This is a genomic window from Citrobacter sp. Ce104 (assembly GCF_030334595.1).
In the GTDB taxonomy this organism is placed as follows: Bacteria; Pseudomonadota; Gammaproteobacteria; order Enterobacterales; family Enterobacteriaceae; genus Citrobacter; species Citrobacter europaeus.
The window spans coordinates 209,157-233,061 of the sequence record NZ_JAOWDP010000064.1 but is presented as its reverse complement, the minus strand read 5'-3'; the positions used below and the strand labels follow the sequence as shown (position 1 = coordinate 233,061).

19 protein-coding genes are annotated in these 23,905 nt (G+C 53.6%); 11 read left to right on the top strand and 8 right to left on the bottom strand.

Annotated elements, in window-relative coordinates; genetic code table 11:
- Positions 1-34: 34 nt before the first annotated feature.
- Positions 35-508, top strand: a complete 474-nt coding sequence (mntR, locus tag OGW16_RS11775) for a manganese-binding transcriptional regulator MntR (RefSeq protein ID WP_003035264.1) — start codon at positions 35-37, stop codon at positions 506-508.
- The gene (locus OGW16_RS11770; protein WP_087051509.1) at positions 505-1,614 is read left to right on the top strand and encodes an anion transporter; all 1,110 of its coding nucleotides are present in this window, start codon (positions 505-507) and stop codon (positions 1,612-1,614) included. Before mntR ends, OGW16_RS11770 begins: the two co-directional genes overlap by 4 nt.
- 63 nt (positions 1,615-1,677) lie before the next feature.
- Here OGW16_RS11770 and ldtB read toward each other — a convergent pair whose 3' ends face one another.
- Positions 1,678-2,598, bottom strand: a complete 921-nt coding sequence (gene ldtB, locus OGW16_RS11765) for a L,D-transpeptidase (RefSeq protein WP_003035268.1) — start codon at positions 2,596-2,598, stop codon at positions 1,678-1,680.
- Between the two features lie 232 nt (positions 2,599-2,830).
- Between ldtB and OGW16_RS11760 the strand changes: the two genes are divergently transcribed.
- Complete coding sequence (locus OGW16_RS11760) at positions 2,831-4,423, top strand: ABC-F family ATPase (RefSeq protein WP_047412459.1); 1,593 nt, start codon at positions 2,831-2,833, stop codon at positions 4,421-4,423.
- A gap of 83 nt (positions 4,424-4,506) precedes the next feature.
- Here the strand turns inward: OGW16_RS11760 and OGW16_RS11755 are convergent, their stop codons facing one another.
- The 4 genes from OGW16_RS11755 to OGW16_RS11740 form a co-directional block, all read right to left on the bottom strand.
- Positions 4,507-5,769 carry a DUF1479 domain-containing protein gene (locus OGW16_RS11755; RefSeq protein ID WP_286518477.1) on the bottom strand — a complete coding sequence of 421 codons (1,263 nt, stop codon included), beginning with the start codon at positions 5,767-5,769 and terminating at the stop codon, positions 4,507-4,509.
- A 152-nt stretch (positions 5,770-5,921) separates the two neighbouring features.
- A complete protein-coding gene (locus tag OGW16_RS11750) occupies positions 5,922-6,737 on the bottom strand; it encodes a Cof-type HAD-IIB family hydrolase (protein ID WP_286518476.1) in 816 nt (271 codons plus the stop codon).
- A gap of 169 nt (positions 6,738-6,906) precedes the next feature.
- Positions 6,907-9,339: a glycyl radical protein gene (locus OGW16_RS11745; protein ID WP_181230599.1), complete on the bottom strand. Its 2,433-nt coding sequence runs from the start codon at positions 9,337-9,339 to the stop codon at positions 6,907-6,909.
- Between the two features lie 5 nt (positions 9,340-9,344).
- On the bottom strand, positions 9,345-10,244 hold the full coding sequence (locus OGW16_RS11740; RefSeq protein WP_043015705.1) for a glycyl-radical enzyme activating protein: 900 nt from the start codon (positions 10,242-10,244) through the stop codon (positions 9,345-9,347).
- A 131-nt stretch (positions 10,245-10,375) separates the two neighbouring features.
- Here OGW16_RS11740 and fsa point away from each other — a divergent pair, with 131 nt between their 5' ends.
- Positions 10,376-11,038, top strand: a complete 663-nt coding sequence (fsa, locus tag OGW16_RS11735; RefSeq protein ID WP_043015706.1) for a fructose-6-phosphate aldolase — start codon at positions 10,376-10,378, stop codon at positions 11,036-11,038.
- Positions 11,039-11,100: 62 nt separating this feature from the next.
- Here fsa and moeB read toward each other — a convergent pair whose 3' ends face one another.
- Both moeB and moeA read right to left on the bottom strand, forming a co-directional pair.
- On the bottom strand, positions 11,101-11,850 hold the full coding sequence (moeB, locus tag OGW16_RS11730; protein ID WP_286518475.1) for a molybdopterin-synthase adenylyltransferase MoeB: 750 nt from the start codon (positions 11,848-11,850) through the stop codon (positions 11,101-11,103).
- A complete protein-coding gene (moeA, locus tag OGW16_RS11725) occupies positions 11,850-13,085 on the bottom strand; it encodes a molybdopterin molybdotransferase MoeA (protein ID WP_047412439.1) in 1,236 nt (411 codons plus the stop codon). Before moeA ends, moeB begins: the two co-directional genes overlap by 1 nt.
- Positions 13,086-13,285: 200 nt before the next feature.
- On the opposite strand from moeA, the gene iaaA reads away from it, so the two are divergent.
- The 5 genes from iaaA to gsiD are packed head-to-tail and all read left to right on the top strand — an operon-like array spanning position 13,286 to position 19,557.
- Positions 13,286-14,251 (top strand): beta-aspartyl-peptidase, encoded by a 966-nt coding sequence (gene iaaA, locus OGW16_RS11720; RefSeq protein WP_213731992.1) that lies wholly within the window; start codon positions 13,286-13,288, stop codon positions 14,249-14,251.
- Entirely contained in the window at positions 14,238-16,109 is a 1,872-nt protein-coding gene (gene gsiA, locus OGW16_RS11715) for a glutathione ABC transporter ATP-binding protein GsiA (RefSeq protein ID WP_043015710.1), read from the top strand. Before iaaA ends, gsiA begins: the two co-directional genes overlap by 14 nt.
- A gap of 28 nt (positions 16,110-16,137) precedes the next feature.
- Complete coding sequence (gene gsiB / locus OGW16_RS11710; protein WP_047412432.1) at positions 16,138-17,676, top strand: glutathione ABC transporter substrate-binding protein GsiB; 1,539 nt, start codon at positions 16,138-16,140, stop codon at positions 17,674-17,676.
- Between the two features lie 46 nt (positions 17,677-17,722).
- Positions 17,723-18,643, top strand: a complete 921-nt coding sequence (gene gsiC / locus OGW16_RS11705) for a glutathione ABC transporter permease GsiC (protein ID WP_032942797.1) — start codon at positions 17,723-17,725, stop codon at positions 18,641-18,643.
- A gap of 2 nt (positions 18,644-18,645) precedes the next feature.
- The gene (gene gsiD / locus OGW16_RS11700; protein WP_181633951.1) at positions 18,646-19,557 is read left to right on the top strand and encodes a glutathione ABC transporter permease GsiD; all 912 of its coding nucleotides are present in this window, start codon (positions 18,646-18,648) and stop codon (positions 19,555-19,557) included.
- 93 nt (positions 19,558-19,650) lie between these two features.
- Here gsiD and rimO read toward each other — a convergent pair whose 3' ends face one another.
- Complete coding sequence (gene rimO / locus OGW16_RS11695) at positions 19,651-20,958, bottom strand: 30S ribosomal protein S12 methylthiotransferase RimO (RefSeq protein WP_003831616.1); 1,308 nt, start codon at positions 20,956-20,958, stop codon at positions 19,651-19,653.
- Between the two features lie 231 nt (positions 20,959-21,189).
- Between rimO and OGW16_RS11690 the strand changes: the two genes are divergently transcribed.
- Together OGW16_RS11690 and glgP are read left to right on the top strand one after the other, a co-directional pair.
- Positions 21,190-21,375: a glycine cleavage system protein T gene (locus tag OGW16_RS11690; RefSeq protein WP_227093261.1), complete on the top strand. Its 186-nt coding sequence runs from the start codon at positions 21,190-21,192 to the stop codon at positions 21,373-21,375.
- A 52-nt stretch (positions 21,376-21,427) separates the two neighbouring features.
- A complete protein-coding gene (glgP, locus tag OGW16_RS11685; protein ID WP_286518474.1) occupies positions 21,428-23,878 on the top strand; it encodes a glycogen phosphorylase in 2,451 nt (816 codons plus the stop codon).
- Positions 23,879-23,905 lie beyond the last annotated feature (27 nt).

Here is a 23,905-nt window from a genome sequence, read left to right as displayed (position 1 = left end):
TGCCGTTAACGCGTCACAGGAACGAGGAAGCATAATGAGTCGTCGCGCAGGTACGCCAACAACAAAAAAAGTGACGCAATTGGTGAATGTCGAAGAACACGTTGAAGGATTTCGTCAGGTCCGGGAGGCACATCGCCGTGAGCTGATTGATGACTACGTAGAGCTGATTTCCGATCTCATTATTGAGGTTGGTGAAGCGCGCCAGGTAGATATGGCCGCGCGGCTTGGGGTTTCCCAGCCGACGGTTGCTAAAATGCTTAAGCGTCTTGCTTCAGTCGGATTGATTGAAATGATCCCCTGGCGAGGCGTGTTTTTAACCGCAGAAGGTGAGCGACTGGCTCAGGAGAGTCGGGAGCGTCATCAGATTGTAGAGAATTTCCTGTTGATGTTAGGTATCAGCCCGGAAATTGCCCGTCGCGACGCTGAGGGAATGGAGCACCACGTCAGTAAGGAAACGCTGGAAGCTTTTAGCCGGTTTACGCAACAGCAAGGAACAGGCTCTGAATGAGTTTTCCTTTATTACGCGCCTTACAGCGCGATCGTTTTTTTCAGTTGTTAATCATCGTCGGGATTGTACTAAGCCTGTTTACGCCATTTGCGCCCCGGTCGTGGCCGGGGGCGATTGACTGGCACACGATTATCACGCTTAGCGGGCTGATGTTACTGACCAAAGGGGTGGAGCTAAGCGGTTACTTCGATGTGTTAGGGCGCAAGATGACCCGCCGCTTCAATACTGAACGCCAATTGGCGATATTTATGGTGCTGGCGGCGGCGCTGCTGTCGACGTTTCTGACCAACGATGTTGCGCTGTTTATTGTGGTTCCGCTGACCATCACCCTGAAAAAATTGTGCGCCATTCCGGTGAATCGCCTGATTATCTTTGAGGCGCTGGCGGTAAACGCCGGATCGTTACTCACGCCAATAGGCAATCCACAAAACATTCTGATGTGGGGACGCTCAGGCTTATCGTTTAGCGCGTTTATCTGGCAAATGGCACCGCTTGCGGGGGCCATGATGCTGACGCTGGTGGTGCTGTGCTGGTTCAGTTTCCCACACAAAGCCTTGCACTATCATACCGGTACGCGCGCGCCTGACTGGCAACCGCGCCTGGTGTGGGGCTGTCTTGCGTTGTATATCATCTTCCTGACGGCACTGGAGTTAAAACATGGGCTGTGGGGCCTGGCGGTTGTGGCGGCAGGTTTCATGGTGCTGGCTCGCCGCGTGATCCTCAGCGTGGACTGGACGTTGCTGTTGGTGTTTATGGCGATGTTCATTGATGTGCATTTGCTGACGCAGCTCCCGGCCTTACAGGGGATGACCCATCAGATTGGCATCCTCTCAGCGCCGGGGCTTTGGTTGACCGCCATTGGCCTCTCGCAGTTTATCAGTAATGTTCCCAGTACGATTTTGCTGCTGAACTACGTCCCGCCAACGCTGCTGTTAGCCTGGGCGGTCAATGTGGGCGGCTTTGGGCTGTTGCCGGGGTCGCTGGCGAATCTTATTGCTTTACGGATGGCAAACGACCGACGGATCTGGTGGCGTTTTCATTGGTATTCGGTGCCGATGCTGATATGGGCGGCGCTGGTGGGATATGGTTTGTTGTTACTAATGTAATAGCGGCATTGAGGCAATAAAAAGGCGGATGAATTATCCGCCTTTTTCGTGTCAGGTATGTGCTTAGTTCAGACGAACCGGCATACCTGAACGGTTCTGAACCGCCTGCTCAACGACGGCCTGATCGACGTCAGACTGACCGGTGATGCTGGTAATGCTCTTGTTCAGCGTAATCGGTACGATTTCCCCGCCCTCAAACTGTGCTTCAGTGGTAGACAGTGGGTTATGTACCTCGATGTAACGGCTGCCGTCTGGTTCGGTAGTGGCTTTTACCGGCTCATCGATAAACTGTACGCGGGTGCCGACTGGTACATTTTCAAACAGGAATTTGATGTCATCGTTACGCAGACGCACGCAACCGTGGCTGACGCGTAAGCCGACGCCGAAGTTAGCATTGGTGCCGTGGATGGCATACAGACGACCAATATACAGCGCGTACAGACCCATCGGGTTATCCGGACCTGCTGGAACAACGGCTGGCAGCGGTTCACCCGCAGCGCGGTATTCCGCATGCATTTTCGCCGTTGGCGTCCAGGTTGGACCCGCTTTTTTACGTTCTACTTTAGTAGTCCAGTTGATTGGCGTGTCTTTGCCCAACTGGCCGATACCAATCGGCAGAACAATAACGGTGTTGGTGCCTTTCGGGTAATAGTACAGGCGCATTTCAGCGCTGTTGATAACAATACCTTCATGCACGGTATCCGGCAGGATCAACTGCTGAGGAATGTTCAGCACCGTGCCGCCTTTCGGCAGGAAGGTATCCACGCCCGGGTTGGCTTCCAGCATGTTAGACAGACCCATCTGATACTCCGCCGCAAAATATTCCAGCGGTTGGGTGTTGCCTTCAGGAATCGTGATGACCTGGTTTTGCCCAATTAAACGGCTGCCATCGGTAGGCAGCGGGTACGTGACGGCAGAAGCTGTGTTACAAAAACCAACTATTGCGAGTGCCGCCGCGAAAAGCGTTGTTAATTTCATATTCATGTTCATGTATGCGAGATTCAGTGCCAGGCAGGCTAGTGGGTTGAGATTTATGTAGTGTTGGGCACGCATTATATGTGCAATCTGAGCAACAAGGAATTCGGATGTGTACTAAATCACATTTTTTTCCTTTTACTCTCATTTTAGCCCTTCAGCATCAGGGGGCGATCTTATTGCAGACTTATGGCATAATAAGCGGTTTGTCACATATTTCTTTCTCTTTCAGGATACGCCAGTGTTAGTTTCCAGCAACGTCACCATGCAGTTCGGCAGTAAGCCGCTGTTTGAAAATATTTCCGTCAAATTTGGCGGCGGCAACCGTTACGGCCTGATTGGCGCGAACGGTAGCGGTAAATCTACTTTTATGAAAATTCTCGGCGGCGACCTCGAACCGACGCTGGGCAACGTTTCCCTCGATCCGAACGAGCGCATCGGTAAGCTGCGTCAGGATCAGTTCGCCTTTGAAGAGTTCACCGTGCTTGACACCGTGATCATGGGTCACGGCGAACTGTGGGAAGTGAAGCAGGAGCGCGATCGCATTTACGCCCTGGCTGAGATGAGCGAAGAAGATGGCTACAAAGTTGCTGACCTTGAAGTTCAGTACGGCGAAATGGACGGCTACTCTGCGGAAGCGCGTGCGGGTGAACTGCTGCTGGGCGTCGGTATTCCGGTAGAACAGCATTACGGCCCGATGAGCGAAGTCGCGCCCGGCTGGAAGCTGCGTGTGCTTCTGGCGCAGGCGCTGTTCTCTAACCCGGACATTCTGCTGCTCGACGAACCAACGAACAACCTGGATATCGACACCATCCGCTGGCTGGAGCAGACGCTGAACGAGCGTGACAGCACCATGATCATCATTTCGCACGACCGTCACTTCCTGAACATGGTCTGCACGCACATGGCGGATCTGGACTACGGTGAACTGCGCGTTTATCCGGGTAACTACGACGAATACATGACGGCGGCAACCCAGGCGCGTGAACGTCTGCTGGCTGATAACGCCAAGAAGAAAGCACAGATTGCCGATCTGCAATCCTTCGTCAGCCGCTTTAGCGCCAACGCGTCTAAATCTCGACAGGCGACTTCTCGTGCGCGTCAGATTGATAAGATTAAGCTCGACGAAGTGAAAGCGTCCAGCCGTCAGAACCCGTTCATTCGCTTCGAACAGGATAAGAAACTGTTCCGTAACGCGCTGGAAGTGGAAGCGCTGGCGAAAGGTTTTGATGAAGGCCCGCTGTTTAAAAACTTCAACCTGCTGCTGGAAGTGGGGGAGAAGGTTGCCATCATTGGCGCCAACGGCGTGGGTAAATCCACCATGCTGAAAACGTTAGTTGGCGATTTGCAGCCGGACAACGGTACCGTTAAGTGGTCTGAAAACGCCCAGGTCGGTTACTACGCGCAGGATCATGAATACGAGTTCGAAAACGATCTGACCGTTTTCGAATGGATGAGCCAGTGGAAACAAGAAGGCGATGATGAGCAGGTTGTGCGCAGCTTCCTTGGCCGTCTGCTGTTCAGCCAGGACGATATCAAGAAACCTGCGAAAGTGCTCTCCGGTGGTGAAAAAGGCCGCATGCTGTTCGGTAAACTGATGATGCAGAAACCGAATATCCTGGTCATGGATGAACCAACCAACCACCTGGATATGGAATCTATCGAGTCGCTGAATATGGCGCTGGAAATGTACCAGGGCACGCTGATCTTCGTTTCTCACGACCGTGAGTTTGTCAGCTCGCTGGCCACCCGCGTGATTGAAATTACGCCGGAACGCGTGATCGACTTCACCGGTAACTACGAAGATTATCTGCGTAGTAAAGGCGTCGAATAATTTTCCCGCCGTCTTTCGCGTTACAGGTGTGTTGGCTACACCTGTAACGCGAGATTCTTAGGGAAAAGGGTATAAGTTACAGATTAAATAATCCCCAACGCGCGTTTACCGTGGATATTCAAATCCTCCAGCGTGAAGCGTCCTTCCCAGTTAGTTTCATAATCCTCACGCGGGAAATCACCCGGCGACGCGCCTTTTTCCAGTGCGGCTTTCACTTTGTGGGCATAAGCCAGATTCTTTTCGCACATTGGTGCGGCAGGAATGTACATCACGTTGCCCCAGCCCTGCTGATTTTCTACCGGGGCGACGGAGTGAATCACGTCGCAATGCCACCAGACGGAGTCTCCGGCGTTCAGTTGCGGAATGCTGGTTAACGCCTCAATCAGTAGCGGATGCCATTGTGTGGAAATCGGCAGGACTCTGCCGGGCGCGACGCCGCAAAGTTCATCTTCCGGCACATCATCAAGCAATGGGCGTAACAGCACATATGCCATCGCTTCAGGAATAGGGACCACGTGCAGCAATCCCTGACCCGGCAGCATATCGGACAGTGCAGTCCAGCCCTGGAAGGTACGGAAGACCGAACATTTGGTGGTGTTATCCACCGTGTACTCTTCTACCTCGGTGCGATGCGCCGCCTGCCATGGATCATAATCTTCCAGCTTACCATTGAAAACATTAGCAAAGACCTGCTGATACGCCGGAAGAAGCCAGCGCTCCAGCGCGCCGGAATCCGTATGCGCACCCAGCCCTTTGGACGTCGTTCCCGGCGGGCGACGGCGTATCCGGTCAGGGTAGATAACGCTGACATCCGGGTTAAACCATTGCTTACCTGCGCTTGAAAATGTCCAAAGACGATTAAGGAAAGACTGTGCATTGGCCATTTCTTCACTCTGACGGGCCTGCATCTGCGCCTGGGACCAGTAGATGGGGTAGATTTCAGGCCGCGATGCGCTCAGGGTACCAAAGAAATTATCGCCCGGTCCTTTATAGACATCGTCAAAATGGTTGCGGTCCAGATAGTCCAGCATTGACCGATCCCAATCGAGGGCCTGTTCTCGAGGGAAATGGCCTTTAATCACCGCGCATCCGCGACGCTTAATTTCTTCACGCTGCTCTGCACTTACGCGACCCGCGTTGATATCTGCATAAGACACCACGGGCCAAACCGGGGAGCCTTGCGCTTTGAGGGCGTTGATTTCCGCCACGCGATTGGCAATGGCATCGCTCAACTGATTGAAAATCAACTGAACATCTCCAAGCTGTTCACGCAGTTGCTGTTTCATCTGCCGGATTGTCGCTTTGTGATCGGCGGGCAACGTGTCGCTGGTAAAAGTAAAAGCCATATCCACCTCACATTAACTTTCATTCGAAACTCATTTAACTTACAGATGATAATATAAGTTAAAATTTAGTTATCGCAAGTTTAAAACTTGATGGAGTGAGCAAAATGGAAAAAGAGTGAAAACCGGGGTAAGGGATACCCCGGTTGGCAGGATTAGATGTTAAAAGGCGAAGTGTTATCCAGCACCGCCTGAATCACGTTCAGCGCGCCCTGATGGTTGTTGTCGTCGGTCTGATAGCGAGCAATCGCTTTGATACTCTCTGCAGCGTTGGCCATAGCGAAAGAGTAGCGCGCCATTTTCAGCATTTCCGCGTCATTACCGCTATCGCCAATCGCGACCACGTTTTGCGGTGACAGGTTCCAGCGCTTTAGCAGACGGCTGATCCCGTTTGCTTTATGTAAACCAGGAATGATCAGGTCGATAAACCCAAAGCCGCTGGTGACGGGCTTCATAATACCGTCAAGGGCTGAATGAAGGTGATCGATAACTAATGGGATCTGTTGGTCAGGTAGATTTAGCGAGAACTTGAACAGTACATCGTCGATGTCCTGATAATCCTTCACGGGTTTCAGGCGATGATAGTGTTTTGACATCAACGCGACAAAGGACTCTGGGGCATTTTCGCTAACGTAGGCGCTTTGCAGGCCGCAAGCCACAAAGTTGAGATGCTTATCTTTTAGCAGTTCGCCAAGAACAATGCGGGATTCGTGGCGGGTGAGCTCACCGTGAAACAGCTGTTTGCCATGTTCAAAGACTAACGCCCCGTTCTCGGCGACAAAAGAAATCTCATCTTTGAGCTCCGGGAAAAAAGAGATCAACTGGTAATACTGGTTGCCGCTGGCCACGACAAATTCGATATCTCGTTTTTTTAGTTCCTGATACTGCGCCATAAAACGTGGACGATCGTATTGCTTGGCATCGTCGAGAAAAGTTCCGTCCATATCGGTGACGATAACTTTGATGGTCATATTTGCTCCTGGCTTATAACTGCAACCAGAAACATTCTAATAACAATGTGACCTGTGGCACAAATTTAATTTCGAATGAAAGTAAAAGGCCGGGTGACAGCTTCGTCTTACCCGGCTAAGGGGGAGAATATGTAGGCCCGGTAAGCGCAGCGTCACCGGGCGGGGGTTTTTACAACATGTGTTCAGTACGGGCGATGATATCGTCCTGCGCATCCGGTGACAGCGCGGTGAAGAAGGCGGAATAACCTGCTACACGGACCACCAGGTCGCGGTACTGATCCGGGTGTTTTTTGGCTTCCAGCAGCGTTTCACGCGAGACAATGTTGTACTGAATATGCCAGCCTTTGTGCTCTTCAAAGAAGGTACGCAGCAGGATCATCAGCTTTTGCTTATCGGATTCATTCTCCAGCGTGGCCGGGTTCAGTTTCTGATTTAACAACACGCCGCCGAGGATTGAACCGGTCGGCAGTTTTCCCACCGAGCCAATTACCGCCGTTGGGCCGAGATGGTCCGTCCCGGAGGCCGGACTTGCGCCTTCCGCCAGCGGGGTGTGCGCCTTACGGCCATCCGGCGTTGCCATCGTTGCCGCGCCAAACGGTACGTTTGCGGAGATAGACGAGGTCCCGGCGTAGTAATTGCCGCCAACCGGGCCACGTCCGTAACGCGGATTATGATACTGTTTTAATTCACTGATATAGGTCTGATAAGCGCGGGCCAGCAGCGTATCAACGCTATCGTCATCGTTGCCGTATTTCGGCGCGCCGTTGATCAGTCGCTGGCGTAATTGCTCATGGGTCAGACCGTCAAAATCGTCGGCCAGCGCGGCGGCCAGCTGTTGCTGACCGATAGCACCTTGTTCAAAGACCAGTTTCTTCACTGCCGCCAGGCTGTTGCCGAGGTTGGCAATACCCACTTGCAAACCTGATACCCAGTCATACTTTGCGCCGCCTTGCTTAATGCTTTTCGCGCGCTCGATGCAGTCGTCTACCAGCGCGGAGCAGAGAATATCATGTACATTCTCTTCCAGCATGGTGTCGACGACATACTCGATTTCGATAGATTTACGCGTGTAGTAGCGAATCTGCGCATCCCAGGCGTCCATCACTTCGTCGAAATTGTTGAAGTTACCGGCTGAGAGCGCTTTTTCCTGTGGCAGGAAGACTTTGCCGCTGGTGGCATCACGACCACCTTCCAGCGCCGCCAGCATTACGCGGGCAAAGTTAATAAAGCTCATGCCGGTGCAGCGGTAGCCCCATTTGCCGCCAACGGCGGTTTCGATGCAACCAATAGCTGCATAGTCATAGGCGTCCTGCGGTTCAATGCCAAGCTTAATGAATTCCGGGATGACGATTTCATCGTTGTTAAAGGCTGGCATCCCGAAGCCGCAGCGGATCACCTGCACGCAGGCATCCAGGAAGTCATTACTCATCCCTGCGTGATAACGCACGCTCAGGTTGGGCTGCGTAGAACGCAGTCGGCCGCAGGATTCCAGAATCGCGTAGGAGAGCGGGTTGACGGCATCCATCGCCTGACCGTTAACCAGATTTTGACCACCAATGGTTACGTTCTGATACAGCGGACTGCCCGCCGATGCTTTCGAATGGGAGCCGGAACGGATTTTGTTCACTTCCAGCAGTTTCAACCAGCAGCTGTGCAGCAGCTCAATGGCGTGCTCGCGATCGAGGCTCTGGTTCAGTTCTACGTCACGACGATAGAACGGATAGAGATACTGATCCATACGACCAAACGACACCGAGTGACCGTTAGATTCAATTTGCAGGATCAACTGAATGAAATAGCACAACTGCAGCGCCTGCCAGAACGTTTTTGGCGGCTGATGGGCGATCACATCGCAGTTTTCCGCAATGGTCAGCAGTTCATCACGACGGCTGGCGCGAGTTTCTGTGGATGCCATTTTACGTGCCAGCGTGGCAAAGCGCTCAATGTGCAGGCTGACGGCCTCCAGCACGATATCTATCGCTTTCAGGAACTGATCGCCATGGAGGTCTTCCAGACATGTCAGGTTGATGCGGGAACGACGTTCATCGACTTTGTGGCGTAGGCCGTCGAGACCTTTTTCCAGCAGCAGCGGGAAGTTTACCGCCAGGTGTGCGTCGCCTGAGGTCATGTTACCTTCGGCTTTGATAATGCCGGTTTCCAGCAGCCCTTTCTGTTCGTCGGTAAACATCCCGTAGCAGCGATCCTGCACGGTCTGACCACGCCACCACGGACACACCTCGTGCAACACACGTTTATTCTCCTCGCTTACCGAGAAGCCTGCGCCCGGCCTGTCGGCGAGGTCGTCGATCTCTTTTTCAATCCAGGAGACGGTGTATTCCGGGAAGATAGGCGCAGCACGTACTTCACTCGCCTGGTTGCCAACGATCAGCTCGTCATGCTTAATCCAGATGGTACGTTCCGCCAGATGATGGGCCAGCGCCAGCGCGCGGCGAACCGGGATGGGTTTATCCAGATGCTGTTGGTACATCTCGGTATAGTGCTGGGCGCGCTCGGTACAAACCGGCGGCTTTACGATGTGGATCAGGGCCGTTTTATGCGCTTTGATACGGTCGCTGAGTGTGTCCAGTTTCAGTGTGGTCATGGCGATTATCCTCGTAGGGTCGCGGTTAAACCTTTAAGGCTGGCGTACTGCTGGGCAAATTCGAGCAGCGCAGGCGCATCAAGCGGTTTATCCGGTGCGTTGTAGGGTTGACTGAGTAAGTGGTATTTGTTGATGCCCAGAGTGTGGTAGGGCAAAAAATGGATCTCACCGACGTGAAGCTCGTCGGCGGCAAAATCGGTAATGGCTTGAATAGCGGCTTCGTTAGCGTTGAATCCCTGAATCAGCGGTACGCGGATGATCATTTTTTTACCAGCGGCGGCCAGTTTTTTTAGATTTTCCAGTACGCGAGAGGCACGCCCATCGGTCCACTGTTTAAACGGGGCGTCGGCCACATGTTTTAAATCGGCCAGGAACAGATCGACGTCAGGTAATGACGGTTCAATATACTTCCACGGAACATGCAGACACGTCTCTACCGCCGTATGAATGCCGGCATCGTGGCTGGCTTTGAGCAACGCTGCCGCCAGTTCTGGCTGCATAAACGGTTCACCGCCGGATAAGGTGAGGCCCCCTCCGCTGCGGTCGTAAAACGGTTTGTCACGCATTACGGTCGCCATGATCTCGTCCACACTTTTTATCTCTCCGCAGACGGTCAGTGCCTGCGTCGGACAGCAGTGGGTCAACGCGGTAAGCGCGTCATCGGTCAGTTTTTCGCGATGAATCAGCAATCCGCTTAGCGCCCGTTCAATCACCTCCGGTGCTGCCTGAGCACAAAGATCGCAACCCTCGAGGCACAAACGCGCGTCATAGAGCAGATCCTGCGTGCGTGCGCGGCTTTCCGGATTCTGGCACCACCGACAGCCCAGGGAGCATCCCTTAAGGAACACCACGGTACGGATCCCGGGACCATCATGCGTGGAATAGCGCTGGATATTGAAAATCATAAGCGGCCTCTTTTCTTTCGTATAAAGATTAAATTACTTTCGAATGAAAGTTATATTGACGTGCGTCAACTAACTGTGAGGTTTCGCCGTGCTACCTTTTATCCATGCAATTATTCGTTTAAGGAAAGGTTATGGAACTCTATTTAGATACGTCTGACGTTGCCGCGGTAAAAGCGCTGGCGCGTGTTTTTCCGCTGGCAGGGGTGACCACTAACCCAAGCATTGTGGCGGCAGGTAAGCAGACGCTGGAGGTGTTACTGCCGCAACTGCAGGAGGCGATGGGAGGGCAAGGACGACTGTTTGCTCAGGTAATGGCGACCACCGCCGAAGGTATGGTCAGCGATGCGCGTAAACTGCGGGCAATCATCGCGGATATCGTAGTTAAAGTGCCGGTGACGGCAGAAGGTCTGACGGCCATTAAATTGCTGAAAGAAGAGGGCATCCCGACGCTGGGTACCGCCGTATACGGCGCCGCTCAAGGGCTATTCGCTGCGCTGGCGGGGGCGGAATACGTGGCGCCCTACGTTAACCGCGTGGATGCGCAGGGGGGAGACGGCATTCAGACGGTGAACGATCTGCAGGCCTTATTGAAAATGCATGCCCCACACGCCAAAGTCCTGGCAGCCAGTTTCAAAACACCTCGTCAGGCGCTGGATTGCCTGCTGGCGGGTTGCGAGTCCATCACGCTGCCGCTGGATGTCGCTCAGCAGATGATTAGCTCTCCGGCCGTTGATGCTGCCGTAGCGAAGTTCGAGCACGACTGGCAGAGTGCATTCGGTCGTACATCGATCTGATGCTGTTGCCGGGTGGCGCTAACGCTTACCTGGCCTACGTTCGAGCCGNCCACCCGACTTTATTACCGACTACAAACCTCACACCCCGGATTACGCATCAGCTTCATTTCGCGAAACTGGCAGGTCATGGCGTCGTACATGACGATTTTTCCCGACGCCGGTTTACCGTAGTTTGCCAGCAGCTTAATGGCCTCCATCGCTTGTAATGAGCCGATCACGCCGATCAGCGGGGCCATCACTCCGGCCTCGACGCAGGTCAGGGCATTTTCACCGAACAGACGGCTCAGGCAGCGGTAGCAGGGCTCCCCTTCCTGATACGTAAATACGGTAATTTGTCCTTCCATGCGAATTGCCGCACCAGAAACCAGCGGAACCCTGGCGGCAAAGCATCCGGCATTCAGCTGATTGCGGATGCTGACGTTATCCGTACAGTCCAGCACCAAATCGTGCCCGGCAATAAGCGCGAGAATCTCGCTATCTTCCAGCAGCGCATTCACCGGCGTAATGGCGATGTATGGATTAATCCGCGTCAGTGCGTCGCGGGCGGAGAGCACCTTTGGCTGTCCAACGGTCGCATCGCTGTGCAGTGTCTGGCGCTGGAGGTTCGACACGGAGACCGTGTCAAAGTCGAGCAGGGTTAAATGCCCGACGCCAGCGCCCGCAAGGTACTGGGTTGCTGCACATCCCAGTCCCCCCAGACCAACGACCAGTACCCGCGCCTCCTTGAGCGCTTCCTGACCTTCGAAATCGAAGCCGCGCAGAATGATTTGCCGGTTATAGCGCATCATCTCCTGGTCGCTGAGTTCCGCCATTACAGGCCTCCAAACAGTGCGTTAAACGGCTCGACCTCAACCCATTCTCCGGCTTCGACGTTACCGCGATCGCGCTCCAGTACGATAAAGCAGTTGCCCATGCTAAAGGAGCTAAAAATATGCGAGCCCTGATGTCCGGTGGTGGTGACTTCCAGTTCGCCTTCTGCGTTGCGCTGCAACACACCGCGCTGAAAATCCAGACGGCCAGGCGTTTTCTTCAGGCGTGATGCGGTACGTACGCGCTGGCGCGCAGGCAGCCCGCAGGCGGTGTTGCCGCTGAGTTTTGCCAGCAGCGGTTGTACCAGTTGATAAAAGGTGAGGGCCGCAGACACCGGGTTACCCGGCAGGCCGCAAAACCAACTGTTGCTCAGTTTGCCAAAGGCGAACGGTTTGCCCGGTTTGATGGCCAGCTTCCAGAAGGCAATTTCTCCCAGCTCTTCCAGAATGGTTTTGGTGTAATCCGCTTCGCCTACGGAAACGCCGCCGGAACTGATGACGACATCGGCCTGGCTGTCGGCTTCGATAAACGCGGCGCGTAGCGCGTTGGGATCGTCGCGAATGATCCCCAGGTTGATCACTTCGCAGCCCAACTGCTGCAGCATCAGGTGAACGGTCAGACGGTTGGTGTCATAAATCTGTCCGTCTCCCAGCGGCTGACCCGGCAACTGCAGCTCATCGCCTGTAGAGAACAACGCCACGCGGACTTTACGCACAACGGGGACTTCGGCAATACCGAGCGAAGCCAGCACGGGAAGCTCGGCGGTGGTCAGGCGCGTCCCGGAGGGAAACACCACCGCGCCATTGGCAATATCTTCGCCGCGCAAACGAATATTTTGTCCGCTGCGGACCTCGGCGGTAAAACGCACACCGTCGTCGGTTTGTTCCGTTTGCTCCTGCATCACTACCGCTTCACAACCGACAGGCACCGGGGCGCCAGTCATAATGCGGATGCAGGTTCCCGCAGGCCACTCGCCATGGAAAGGCTGACCGGCAAAAGCTTTGCCTGCCACAGCCAGAGGCTGGTCAGACTGTAAATCGGCTAATCGCACCGCATAGCCATCCATTGCCGAGTTATCGAATCCCGGCACATCAATCGGGGAGACGACATCGGTGGCCAGAATGCGGCCAAAGCATTGAACCAGCGGCAGCGTTTCAACAGCGGTAAGCGGGGTAATACGCGACAGCATCTGAGAGAGAGCCGTTTCAAGCGGCATCAGTCCGGCGGTAAATTCCATGAGAAGACTCCTGCGGGGCAAAATCGAATCCGCTTATTATGTCAGAAAATGGACGCGGACAGTATGCCACCTCAGTCTTAGGTGCTGGCCTTTACCTTTACATGACGTCTGCATCTTTCTATATTCAAAAATCGAATCAATAAGTCACAGAAATTCTGATATTTATAACCCCGGTATCTGCCACCTGATGGACGAAAAAAATGGGTAAAGCAGTCATTGCAATTCACGGCGGCGCAGGGGCTATCACCCGTTCGCAGCTGAGCCAGGAGCAAGAGTTGCGTTATATACAGGCGCTGTCGGATATTGTTGAAACCGGCCAGCGGATGCTTGAGGACGGTCGTAACGCACTGGATGTAGTGACCGAAGCCGTGCGCTTGCTGGAAGAGTGTCCGTTGTTTAATGCCGGAATTGGCGCGGTATATACCCGTGATGAAACCCATGAACTGGACGCCTGCGTGATGGACGGCAATACGCTGAATGCGGGAGCCGTCGCCGGGGTCAGTCATCTGAGAAATCCGATTCTCGCGGCGCGCCTGGTGATGGAACACAGCCCGCACGTCATGATGATCGGTGAAGGGGCTGAAAAATTTGCCATTGCGCACGGTATGGAGCACGTATCGGCGGATATTTTCTCGACGCCAGAACGCTATGCTCAACTGCTGGCGGCGCAAGCGGCAGGTGAAACGCTACTGGATCATAGCGCGAGCCCACTGGATGAAAACACCAAAATGGGTACCGTAGGGGCGGTCGCGCTGGATATGTATGGCAATCTGGCGGCGGCAACATCGACCGGCGGAATGACCAACAAATTACCCGGTCGGGTGGGGGACAGTCCACTGGTCGGCGCAGGCTGTTATGCCAATAATGCAAGTGTGGCTGTCTCCTGCACCGGAACCGGGGAAGTCTTTATTCGTGCGGTGGCGGCCTATGATATTGCGGCGTTGATGGACTACGGCGGCCTGAGTTTATCGGAGGCGTGTGAACGCGTAGTAATGGAGAAATTACCGGCGCTCGGCGGCAGCGGCGGTTTAATTGCCATCGACCACGAGGGCAACGTCGCCCTGCCATTTAACAGCGAAGGCATGTACCGCGCCTGGGGATACGCAGGCGATACGCCAACCACCGGTATTTATCGGGAAAAAGGAGATACCGTTGCCACACAGTGATGAGCTTGACGCCAGCGACGTGCTGGCAGTCAACAATCTGAATATTGCCTTTGAACAGGAGCAGCAGCGCGTCAGTGCGGTGCGCAATCTGTCATTTCGCCTGAAGCGTGGCGAAACGCTGGCGATCGTGGGCGAATCCGGTTCAGGAAAATCGGTAACAGCCTTGTCGCTGATGCGTCTGATTGAACAGGCAGGCGGCGAGGTGAGTTGCGATGAAATGCTGCTACGACGCCGTAACCGACAGGTTATTGAGCTGGGTGAGCAGAGCGCGTCGCAGATGCGTCACGTACGCGGCGCGGATATCGCCATGATCTTCCAGGAGCCGATGACATCGCTCAATCCGGTATTCACCGTGGGTGAGCAGATTGCCGAGTCAATCCGTTTGCATCAGGGGGCCAGCCACGAAGAGGCGATGGTGGAAGCTAAACGGATGCTCGATCAGGTCCGTATCCCTGAGGCGAAGGCGATTTTATCGCGTTATCCGCACCAGCTTTCCGGCGGCATGCGTCAGCGGGTGATGATCGCCATGGCGCTGTCTTGTCGCCCTGCGGTTTTAATTGCCGATGAGCCGACCACCGCGCTGGATGTCACTATCCAGGCGCAGATCCTGCAACTGATAAAAGTGTTGCAGCAGGATATGTCGATGGGCGTGATTTTTATTACCCACGATATGGGCGTCGTGGCGGATATTGCCGACCGCGTGCTGGTGATGTATCAGGGTGAGGCGGTAGAAACCGGCAGCGTTGAGCAGATTTTTCATGCTCCTCAGCACCCCTATACCAAAGCGCTGTTGGCCGCTGTGCCGCAGCTTGGCGCGATGTGTGGACAAGAGTATCCGCGCCGTTTCCCACTTATATCATTACACGATCCCAGTCATGTAGAACCGCAGACCGAGCAGGACACCGTGGTTGAAGGCGAGCCTATTCTGCAGGTACGTAATCTGGTAACGCGTTTTCCTTTGCGCAGCGGCATTCTTAATCGGGTGACTCGCGAGGTGCATGCGGTTGAAAACGTCAGCTTTGACCTGTGGCCCGGAGAAACGCTCTCGCTGGTGGGGGAGTCGGGTTGCGGGAAATCCACCACCGGGCGGGCGCTACTGCGTCTGGTAGAGTCTCAGCGTGGAGAAATCATCTTCAATGGCCAGCGTATCGATACCCTGGCCGCCAGTAAGCTACAGCCGCTGCGTCGGGATATTCAGTTTATCTTCCAGGACCCCTATGCTTCGCTCGATCCGCGTCAGACCGTAGGATATTCCATTTTAGAGCCGTTGCGCGTGCATGGATTACTGCAAGGGGATGCGGCGGCAAAACGAGTTGCCTGGCTGCTGAAGCGCGTAGGATTGCTCCCTGAGCATGCCTGGCGCTATCCGCACGAGTTTTCCGGTGGTCAGCGTCAGCGTATCTGCATTGCCCGGGCGCTGGCGCTCAATCCCAAGGTGATCATTGCCGATGAATCCGTTTCGGCGCTGGATGTCTCGATTCGCGGGCAAATTATCAACCTGTTGCTCGACCTGCAGCGTGAACTGGGGATTGCATACCTGTTTATTTCCCACGATATGGCGGTGGTGGAGCGGATCAGTCACCGTGTGGCGGTAATGTACCTTGGGCAGATTGTCGAGATCGGCTCCCGGCGCGCGGTGTTTGAAAATCCGCAGCACCCATACACCCGCAAACTGATGGCGGCGGTCCCGGTTGCCGATCCATCGCATCACCGGCCCCAGCGCGTGCTGTTGTCGGATGATATCCCCAGTAATATCCGCAAACGCGGCGAAGAGATTCCCCCCGTTTCACTACAGTTAGTTGGCCCGGGGCATTATGTCGCGCGTGGGCAACCAGAAAATGCGCTTTCGCGTTTATAACAGGCAGGCAGGGTTTAAGGAGAATAACATGACAAAAATTGTTGCTCGAAAATGGCTGGTTGCTGTGGGTGTGGCCTCTGCGCTGGCCGCAACACCTGGCTGGGCCGCCAAGGATGTGGTGGTGGCGGTAGGATCTAATTTCACCACGCTCGACCCCTACGACGCGAACGACACGCTGTCGCAGGCGGTAGCGAAGTCGTTTTATCAGGGGCTGTTTGGCCTTGATAAAGAGATGAAGCTGAAAAACGTGCTGGCGGAGAGCTATACGGTTTCTGATGATGGCCTGACTTACACCCTTAAGCTGCGTCAGGGCGTGAAGTTTCAGGATGGCACTGACTTCAACGCCGATGCGGTTAAAGCTAACCTCGACCGGGCCAGTAATCCGGAAAACCATCTGAAACGTTACAATCTGTATAAGAATATCGATAAAACCGAAGTCGTCGATCCGTCGACGGTGAAGATTACGCTGAAACAGCCGTTCTCTGCCTTTATCAATATTCTGGCGCATCCGGCAACGGCGATGATTTCTCCCGCCGCGCTGGAGAAATACGGTAAGGAGATAGGTTTCCACCCAGTGGGGACCGGGCCGTACCAGCTTGATACCTGGAATCAGACGGATTTTGTGAAGGTTAAGAAGTTCGCGGGCTACTGGCAGCAAGGGCTGCCAAAGCTGGATACGATTACATGGCGTCCAGTGACCGACAACAACACGCGTGCGGCCATGCTGCAGACCGGGGAAGCGCAGTTTGCTTTCCCGATCCCTTACGAGCAGGCGGCGTTACTGGCGAAGAACAAAAACCTGGAACTGGTGGCTAGTCCGTCTATCATGCAGCGTTATATCAGCATGAACGTCACGCAAAAACCATTCGACAACCCGAAGGTGCGTGAAGCGCTGAATTATGCCATCAACCGCCAGGCGCTGGTGAAAGTGGCTTTTGCCGGTTACGCGACGCCGGCAACCGGCGTTCTCCCCCCGTCGATAGCCTATGCGCAAAGCTATACGCCATGGCCATACGACCCGGCGAAAGCGCGGGAACTGCTGAAAGAAGCAGGTTATCCGAACGGTTTTACCACCACGTTATGGTCTTCGCATAACCACAGTACGGCGCAGAAAGTGCTGCAATTTACCCAGCAGCAGCTGGCGCAGGTGGGTATTAAGGCTCAGGTAACAGCGATGGATGCCGGACAACGCGCCGCGGAAGTTGAAGGAAAAGCGCAAAAAGAGAGCGGAGTACGGATGTTCTACACCGGCTGGTCTGCCTCTACGGGTGAAGCTGACTGGGCGCTGTCGCCGCTGTTTGCATCACAAAACTGGCCGCCGACTCTGTTTAATACGGCGTTCTACAGCAACAAGCAGGTGGACAGTGATTTAGCGGCAGCGTTGCAAACCAACGATCCTGCGCAGAAAGCGAAGCTGTACAAGGATGCGCAGGATACTATCTGGAAAGAGTCGCCGTGGATCCCGCTGGTAGTGGAAAAACTGATTTCGGCGCACAGCACCAGGTTGACCGGGTTCTGGATTATGCCGGATACCGGATTTAGCTTTGATGATGCGGATTTAAAATAAGCTATTCATTCGGCCCCGCAGCCCAGGGGCCGACGAAGGGAGTGTGATGCTTAACTATGTTTTCAAGCGCCTGCTGGGGTTGATTCCAACTCTGTTGATTGTTGCGGTGCTGGTGTTTTTATTTGTTCACCTGCTACCCGGCGATCCGGCCCGGCTGATTGCCGGACCGGAAGCTGACGCCGAGGTGATTGAACTGGTGCGCAAGCAACTGGGTCTGGACCAGCCGCTGCATGTTCAGTTCTGGCATTACATGACCAATGTATTGCAAGGCGATTTTGGGACCTCGATGGTTTCTCGTCGCCCTGTTTCAGAAGAGATAGCCAGTCGTTTTATGCCATCGCTATGGCTGACTATTGCCAGTATGGCGTGGGCGGTGTTATTTGGCATGACGGCAGGGATTATTGCCGCGGTATGGCGCAATCGCTGGCCGGACAGATTGAGTATGACGCTGGCGGTCACCGGGATCTCGTTCCCGGCATTTGCGCTTGGCATGCTGCTCATGCAGATATTCTCCGTTGAGCTCGGTTGGTTACCCACCGTTGGTGCTGACACCTGGCTGCACTATATCCTCCCGTCTATTACGCTGGGCGCGGCGGTGGCTGCGGTGCTGGCCCGGTTTACCCGCGCGTCGTTTGTCGATGTGCTCAGTGAAGATTATATGCGGACCGCGCGGGCTAAAGGAGTGAGTGAAACCTGGGTGGTGTTAAAACATGGTCTGCGTAATGCGATGATCCCGGTGGTCACCATGATGGGGCTACAGTTTGGGTTTTTGCTCGGCGGATCTATTGTGGTTGAGAAGGTATTCAACTGGCCAGGGCTTGGGCGGCTGTTGGTGGACTCAGTTGAAATGCGCGACTACCCGGTGATTCAGGCCGAGGTGCTGTTGTTTTCTCTGGAGTTTATTCTTATTAACTTAGTGGTTGATGTGCTCTACGCCGCCATTAATCCGGCTATCAGGTACAAGTAAGGATGCGATTTTTTAACTGGCGCCGACAGGCGATTTTAAATGCGATGCCCCTTGTTAAGCCTGAGCAGATCCGCACGCCGTGGCATGAATTCTGGCGTCGTTTCCGCCGTCAGCGCATGGCGATGTTTGCGGGACTGTTTGTCCTGTTGCTGATAGCGTTGGCGATTTTTGCGCGCTGGCTGACGCCATTTGATGCCGAGAACTACTTCGATTATGACCGTCTGAATGACGGACCGTCGATGCTGCACTGGTTTGGGGTTGACTCACTGGGACGGGATATCTTTAGCCGCGTGCTGGTTGGCGCGCAAATCTCGCTGGCGGCAGGGGTCTTTGCCGTGTTTATTGGTGCGGCGATTGGCACGGTGTTGGGTCTGCTGGCAGGATACTATGAAGGCTGGTGGGACAGACTGATTATGCGTATCTGCGACGTGCTGTTCGCCTTTCCGGGGATTTTGCTGGCGATAGCCGTCGTCGCCGTGTTGGGCAGCGGCATTGCGAACGTGATCATTGCCGTGGCCGTTTTCTCCATTCCTGCCTTCGCACGCCTGGTGCGCGGAAATACGCTGGTGCTGAAGCAGCAGACCTTTATTGAGTCTGCGCGCAGTATTGGCGCCAGCGATGCGACCATCATTTTTAACCATATCCTGCCGGGTACGGTTTCATCGATAGTGGTCTTTTTTACCATGCGAATTGGCACGTCGATTATCTCTGCCGCGAGCTTGTCATTTCTGGGATTGGGCGCGCAGCCGCCGACCCCGGAGTGGGGGGCCATGCTCAATGAAGCACGCGCTGATATGGTGATCGCGCCGCACGTGGCGATTTTCCCCGCAGTGGCGATATTCCTGACGGTGCTGGCGTTTAACCTGCTGGGAGATGGTCTGCGCGACGCGCTGGACCCGAAAATTAAAGGGTAAATCACAGGCCTGATAAGACGCATTAGCATCGTCATCAGGCCTTGCCGGATGCGGCGAAACGCCTAATCCGGTCTGCAGTTGGCTTACGCTTATTTAAACGCGGGTGCCCCACAGATCGTATTCATCTGCGTTTTCGACTTTCACGCGGATGATATCGCCAGGTTTCACCTTAGTTTCGCCATTCAGGTATACCGCGCCGTCGATTTCCGGGGCGTCAGCCATACTGCGACCAATCGCGCCTTCTTCGTCAACTTCATCAACGATAACCAGAATTTCGCGGCCCACTTTCTCCTGCAAGCGTTCAGCAGAGATCTGCTGTTGCAACTGCATAAAGCGGTTCCAGCGTTCTTCTTTCACCTCTTCCGGGATTTGGTCCGGAAGATCATTGGCGCCAGCGCCTTCTACCGGGCTGTATTTAAAGCAGCCCACGCGATCCAGACGTGCTTCCTTCAGGAAGTCGAGCAGCATCTGGAAGTCTTCTTCCGTTTCACCCGGGAAACCGACAATGAAGGTGGAGCGCAGCGTCAGTTCAGGGCAGATTTCACGCCACTGCTTGATGCGCGCCAGCTGTCTGTCCACGGAACCTGGGCGTTTCATCAGTTTAAGAATTCGCGGGCTGGCATGCTGCAGCGGGATGTCCAGATACGGCAGAATTTTCCCTTCCGCCATCAGTGGGATCACGTCGTCAACGTGCGGGTAGGGATAGACGTAATGCAAACGCGTCCAGATCCCCAGTTTTGATAACTGCTCGCACAGATCAACCATGCTGGTTTTGACCGGCTCGCCGTTATGGAAACCGGTGCGATGCTTCACATCCACGCCGTAGGCGGAGGTATCCTGAGAAATGACCAGGATCTCTTTTACGCCTGCATCCACCAGACGTTTGGCTTCGCTGAGGACGTCGCCAATCGGGCGGCTCACCAGATCGCCACGCATCGACGGAATAATGCAGAACGTGCAGCGGTGGTTGCAGCCTTCAGAAATTTTCAGATAGGCATAATGGCGCGGAGTCAGCTTGACCCCCTGCTCAGGAACCAGACTCTGGAACGGGTTGTGCTTAGGTTTTGGCACATAGTGGTGAACGTGCTCCAGAACCTGTTCGTAGCTGTGCGGCCCGGTGATTTCCAGCACCTTTGGGTGAACTTCACGGATCTGATCGACTTTCGCGCCCAGACAGCCGGTGACGATCACCTTGCCGTTTTCGTTCAGCGCTTCGCCGATTGCTTCCAGAGACTCCTGAACCGCGCTGTCGATAAAACCGCAGGTGTTAACGATAACCATATCCGCGTCGTCGTAGCTTGGCACAACATCATAGCCTTCGGTACGAAGTTCGGTCAGGATGCGCTCGGAATCGACGAGGTTTTTCGGACAACCTAGTGATATAAAACCAATTTTTGCCATTTTCTTATACTGTACATTGCTCGTAATCGGGCGATTATACAGATGCCTTCACGGTACATCTATATCTGATCAGCATAAGACCGGGAGAATAAGGACCAATACCCATAAATAGTGGATCGGTTAGCGGAAGGTGTTTAGCGAGTCTAATTCCGGCTTTAAGTGCCACTTCTTGGCTGTAGAAATTAATTATCGTAAATTTTATCTCGTCGAGCGTTATTAATGAGGTTAAATTTGAAAGATATTGTTTTGCAGTCGAAACTTGAAATGGCGAAAACTCTTTATGCTAATGGTGTGAGTTTATATTATATCTCACTGGCTACAGGCTTAAGTTGGCGTGTATTAATGACAGAATTAACGTTTATCGCCAGTCATGAAATTATTCGACAAAAAACTGACGCTCGCAAACCCAGAGTTTAAATAATTCACCTGTCTATTACCCATCCTGCAAAATTTGAAAGGTAACGTTAATATGTATATTTCGCCACTACCGCTCGCGACGGACTCTGATGTTGATAAACTGAGAGACGATATTGCTAATAAACTCTTATTTACTGTTGGCAAAGATCCCGCCATCGCGACGAAGCGGGAGTGGCTTAATGCGACGTTATATGCGGTTCGCGATCGAATGGTCGAGCGTTGGCACCGTTCTAATCGGGCTCAATTCTCTCAGGATGCGCGCCAGGTTTATTATCTGTCGATGGAGTTTTTAATTGGCCGCACGCTGTCGAATGCGCTGCTGTCGTTAGGTATTTACGATGAAATCAGAAGCGCGCTGGAGGCAATGGGACTTGAACTGGAAGAGTTGATTGACGAAGAAAACGATCCCGGACTTGGGAATGGCGGTCTTGGTCGTCTGGCGGCTTGTTTCCTTGATTCTCTGGCAACGCTTGGCCTGCCGGGATGTGGATACGGCATTCGCTATAACTACGGTATGTTTAAACAAAATATCGTCAACGGCGTACAAAAAGAGTCGCTGGACTATTGGTTAGAATACGGTAATCCGTGGGAATTCAAACGTCATAATACACATTATAAAGTGCGTTTTGGTGGGCGACTGCAACAAGAAGGGAATAAAACCCGCTGGCTTGAAACTGAAGATATTCTGGCGGTGGCCCATGACCAAATTATTCCCGGCTATGCGACGGATACCACCAACACATTACGGTTGTGGAACGTTCAGGTAAATAGTGAGGTTAATGCGGGCAAACTAAATCAGCAGGAAGACTTTGCTACGGAAGTGGAAAACAAATACCACTTTGATCGGATCTCGCGAGTACTGTACCCGGATGATTCGACCGATGCAGGACGTGAGCTGCGTTTACGCCAGGCCTATTTCCTGGCATCGGCTACGATTCAGGACATCCTGAGCCGTCATTATCAGTTGCACCGCACATACGATAATCTGTGCGATAAAATCGCGATTCACCTCAATGATACGCATCCAGTGCTGGCGATCCCTGAGCTGATGCGTTTGCTGATTGATCATCACCAGTTTAGTTGGGATAACGCGTTTGACGTGACCTGTCAGATTTTTTCTTATACCAACCATACATTGATGAGTGAGGCGCTGGAAACCTGGCCGGTAGAAATGTTAAGTCGAATTTTGCCGCGTCATTTGCAGATTATTTTTGAGATAAACGATCGCTTCCTGAAGACGTTACAGGAGCGCTATCGCGATGACAGCGAACTGTTGCAGCGCGTATCGCTGATTGATGAATCTAATGGGCGCGTGGTGCGCATGGCCTGGCTGGCGGTGGTTGTCAGTCATAAGGTAAATGGCGTGTCGGCGTTGCATTCAAAGCTGATGACCGACTCCCTGTTTGCTGACTTTGCGCGTATCTTTCCTTTGCGTTTCACCAACGTAACCAACGGTGTTACGGCGCGGCGTTGGTTGGCGCTGGCAAACCCTGCGCTAGCCAATGTACTGGATGATAATATTGGTGAAAGCTGGCGGACCCAATTAATGCAATTAGGCGAGTTGAAGCAGTATATAGACTATCCGACGGTGAATGAGGCGGTACGCCGGGCGAAGCATGAAAATAAGCAGCGACTGGCGCAACATATTGCCAGCCATTACGGCGTGGTGGTGGATCCAAATGCGCTGTTTGATGTGCAGGTGAAACGTATTCACGAATACAAGCGGCAGCTTATGAATGTGCTTCACGTGATCACGCGCTATAACCGGATTAAAGCCGCGCCGGATGCCAATTGGGTTCCACGTGTCAATATTTTTGCCGGAAAAGCCGCCTCGTCTTACTACATGGCGAAGCAAATTATTCGCTTAATTAACGATGTGGCGCAGCTAGTCAATAATGACCCGCAAACAGGCGGCAAACTGAAGGTGGTCTTTATTCCGGATTACAGCGTTAGTCTTGCTCAGCTAATTATTCCGGCAGCCGAACTGTCAGAACAAATTTCCCTGGCCGGGACGGAAGCCTCCGGGACCAGCAATATGAAATTTGGTATGAATGGCGCGTTGACCATTGGCACGCTCGACGGTGCGAATATTGAAATGCGCGAATATGTTGGGGAAGATAACATCTTCATCTTTGGTAACACGGCTAATCAGGTTGAAGCCTTACGATGTGATGGCTATGACCCGCGACGGATCTTTGAAAATGATGAAGAACTGCACCAGGCGCTGACGCAAATCGGTACAGGTATGTTCAGCCCGCAGGAGCCTGGACGTTACAGAGACGTGCTGGATTCATTGATCAACTTTGGTGACAACTACCAGGTGTTGGCGGATTACCGCAGCTATGTGGACTGCCAGGATGCGGTGGATGAGTTGTATCGAACTCCTCGCGAGTGGACGACAAAGACGATGCATAATATTGCCAACATGGGGTATTTCTCATCGGACAGAACGGTGCAGGAATATGCCGACCATATCTGGCGCATAGCTAAAATTCGCGTATAGCAATTTCCCTAACGCTGGGCCTCCCTG

Bases quoted from the DNA above. Each gene is read 5' to 3' on its own strand.
- mntR (WP_003035264.1), top strand. From the start codon at position 35: ATGAGTCGTCGCGCAGGTACGCCAACAACAAAAAAAGTGACGCAATTG.
- OGW16_RS11770 (WP_087051509.1), top strand. From the start codon at position 505: ATGAGTTTTCCTTTATTACGCGCCTTACAGCGCGATCGTTTTTTTCAG.
- ldtB (WP_003035268.1), bottom strand. From the start codon at position 2,598: ATGAATATGAAATTAACAACGCTTTTCGCGGCGGCACTCGCAATAGTT.
- OGW16_RS11755 (WP_286518477.1), bottom strand. From the start codon at position 5,769: ATGGCTTTTACTTTTACCAGCGACACGTTGCCCGCCGATCACAAAGCG.
- OGW16_RS11750 (WP_286518476.1), bottom strand. From the start codon at position 6,737: ATGACCATCAAAGTTATCGTCACCGATATGGACGGAACTTTTCTCGAC.
- OGW16_RS11745 (WP_181230599.1), bottom strand. From the start codon at position 9,339: ATGACCACACTGAAACTGGACACACTCAGCGACCGTATCAAAGCGCAT.
- OGW16_RS11740 (WP_043015705.1), bottom strand. From the start codon at position 10,244: ATGATTTTCAATATCCAGCGCTATTCCACGCATGATGGTCCCGGGATC.
- fsa (WP_043015706.1), top strand. From the start codon at position 10,376: ATGGAACTCTATTTAGATACGTCTGACGTTGCCGCGGTAAAAGCGCTG.
- moeB (WP_286518475.1), bottom strand. From the start codon at position 11,850: ATGGCGGAACTCAGCGACCAGGAGATGATGCGCTATAACCGGCAAATC.
- moeA (WP_047412439.1), bottom strand. From the start codon at position 13,085: ATGGAATTTACCGCCGGACTGATGCCGCTTGAAACGGCTCTCTCTCAG.
- iaaA (WP_213731992.1), top strand. From the start codon at position 13,286: ATGGGTAAAGCAGTCATTGCAATTCACGGCGGCGCAGGGGCTATCACC.
- gsiB (WP_047412432.1), top strand. From the start codon at position 16,138: ATGACAAAAATTGTTGCTCGAAAATGGCTGGTTGCTGTGGGTGTGGCC.
- gsiC (WP_032942797.1), top strand. From the start codon at position 17,723: ATGCTTAACTATGTTTTCAAGCGCCTGCTGGGGTTGATTCCAACTCTG.
- gsiD (WP_181633951.1), top strand. From the start codon at position 18,646: ATGCGATTTTTTAACTGGCGCCGACAGGCGATTTTAAATGCGATGCCC.
- rimO (WP_003831616.1), bottom strand. From the start codon at position 20,958: ATGGCAAAAATTGGTTTTATATCACTAGGTTGTCCGAAAAACCTCGTC.
- glgP (WP_286518474.1), top strand. From the start codon at position 21,428: ATGTATATTTCGCCACTACCGCTCGCGACGGACTCTGATGTTGATAAA.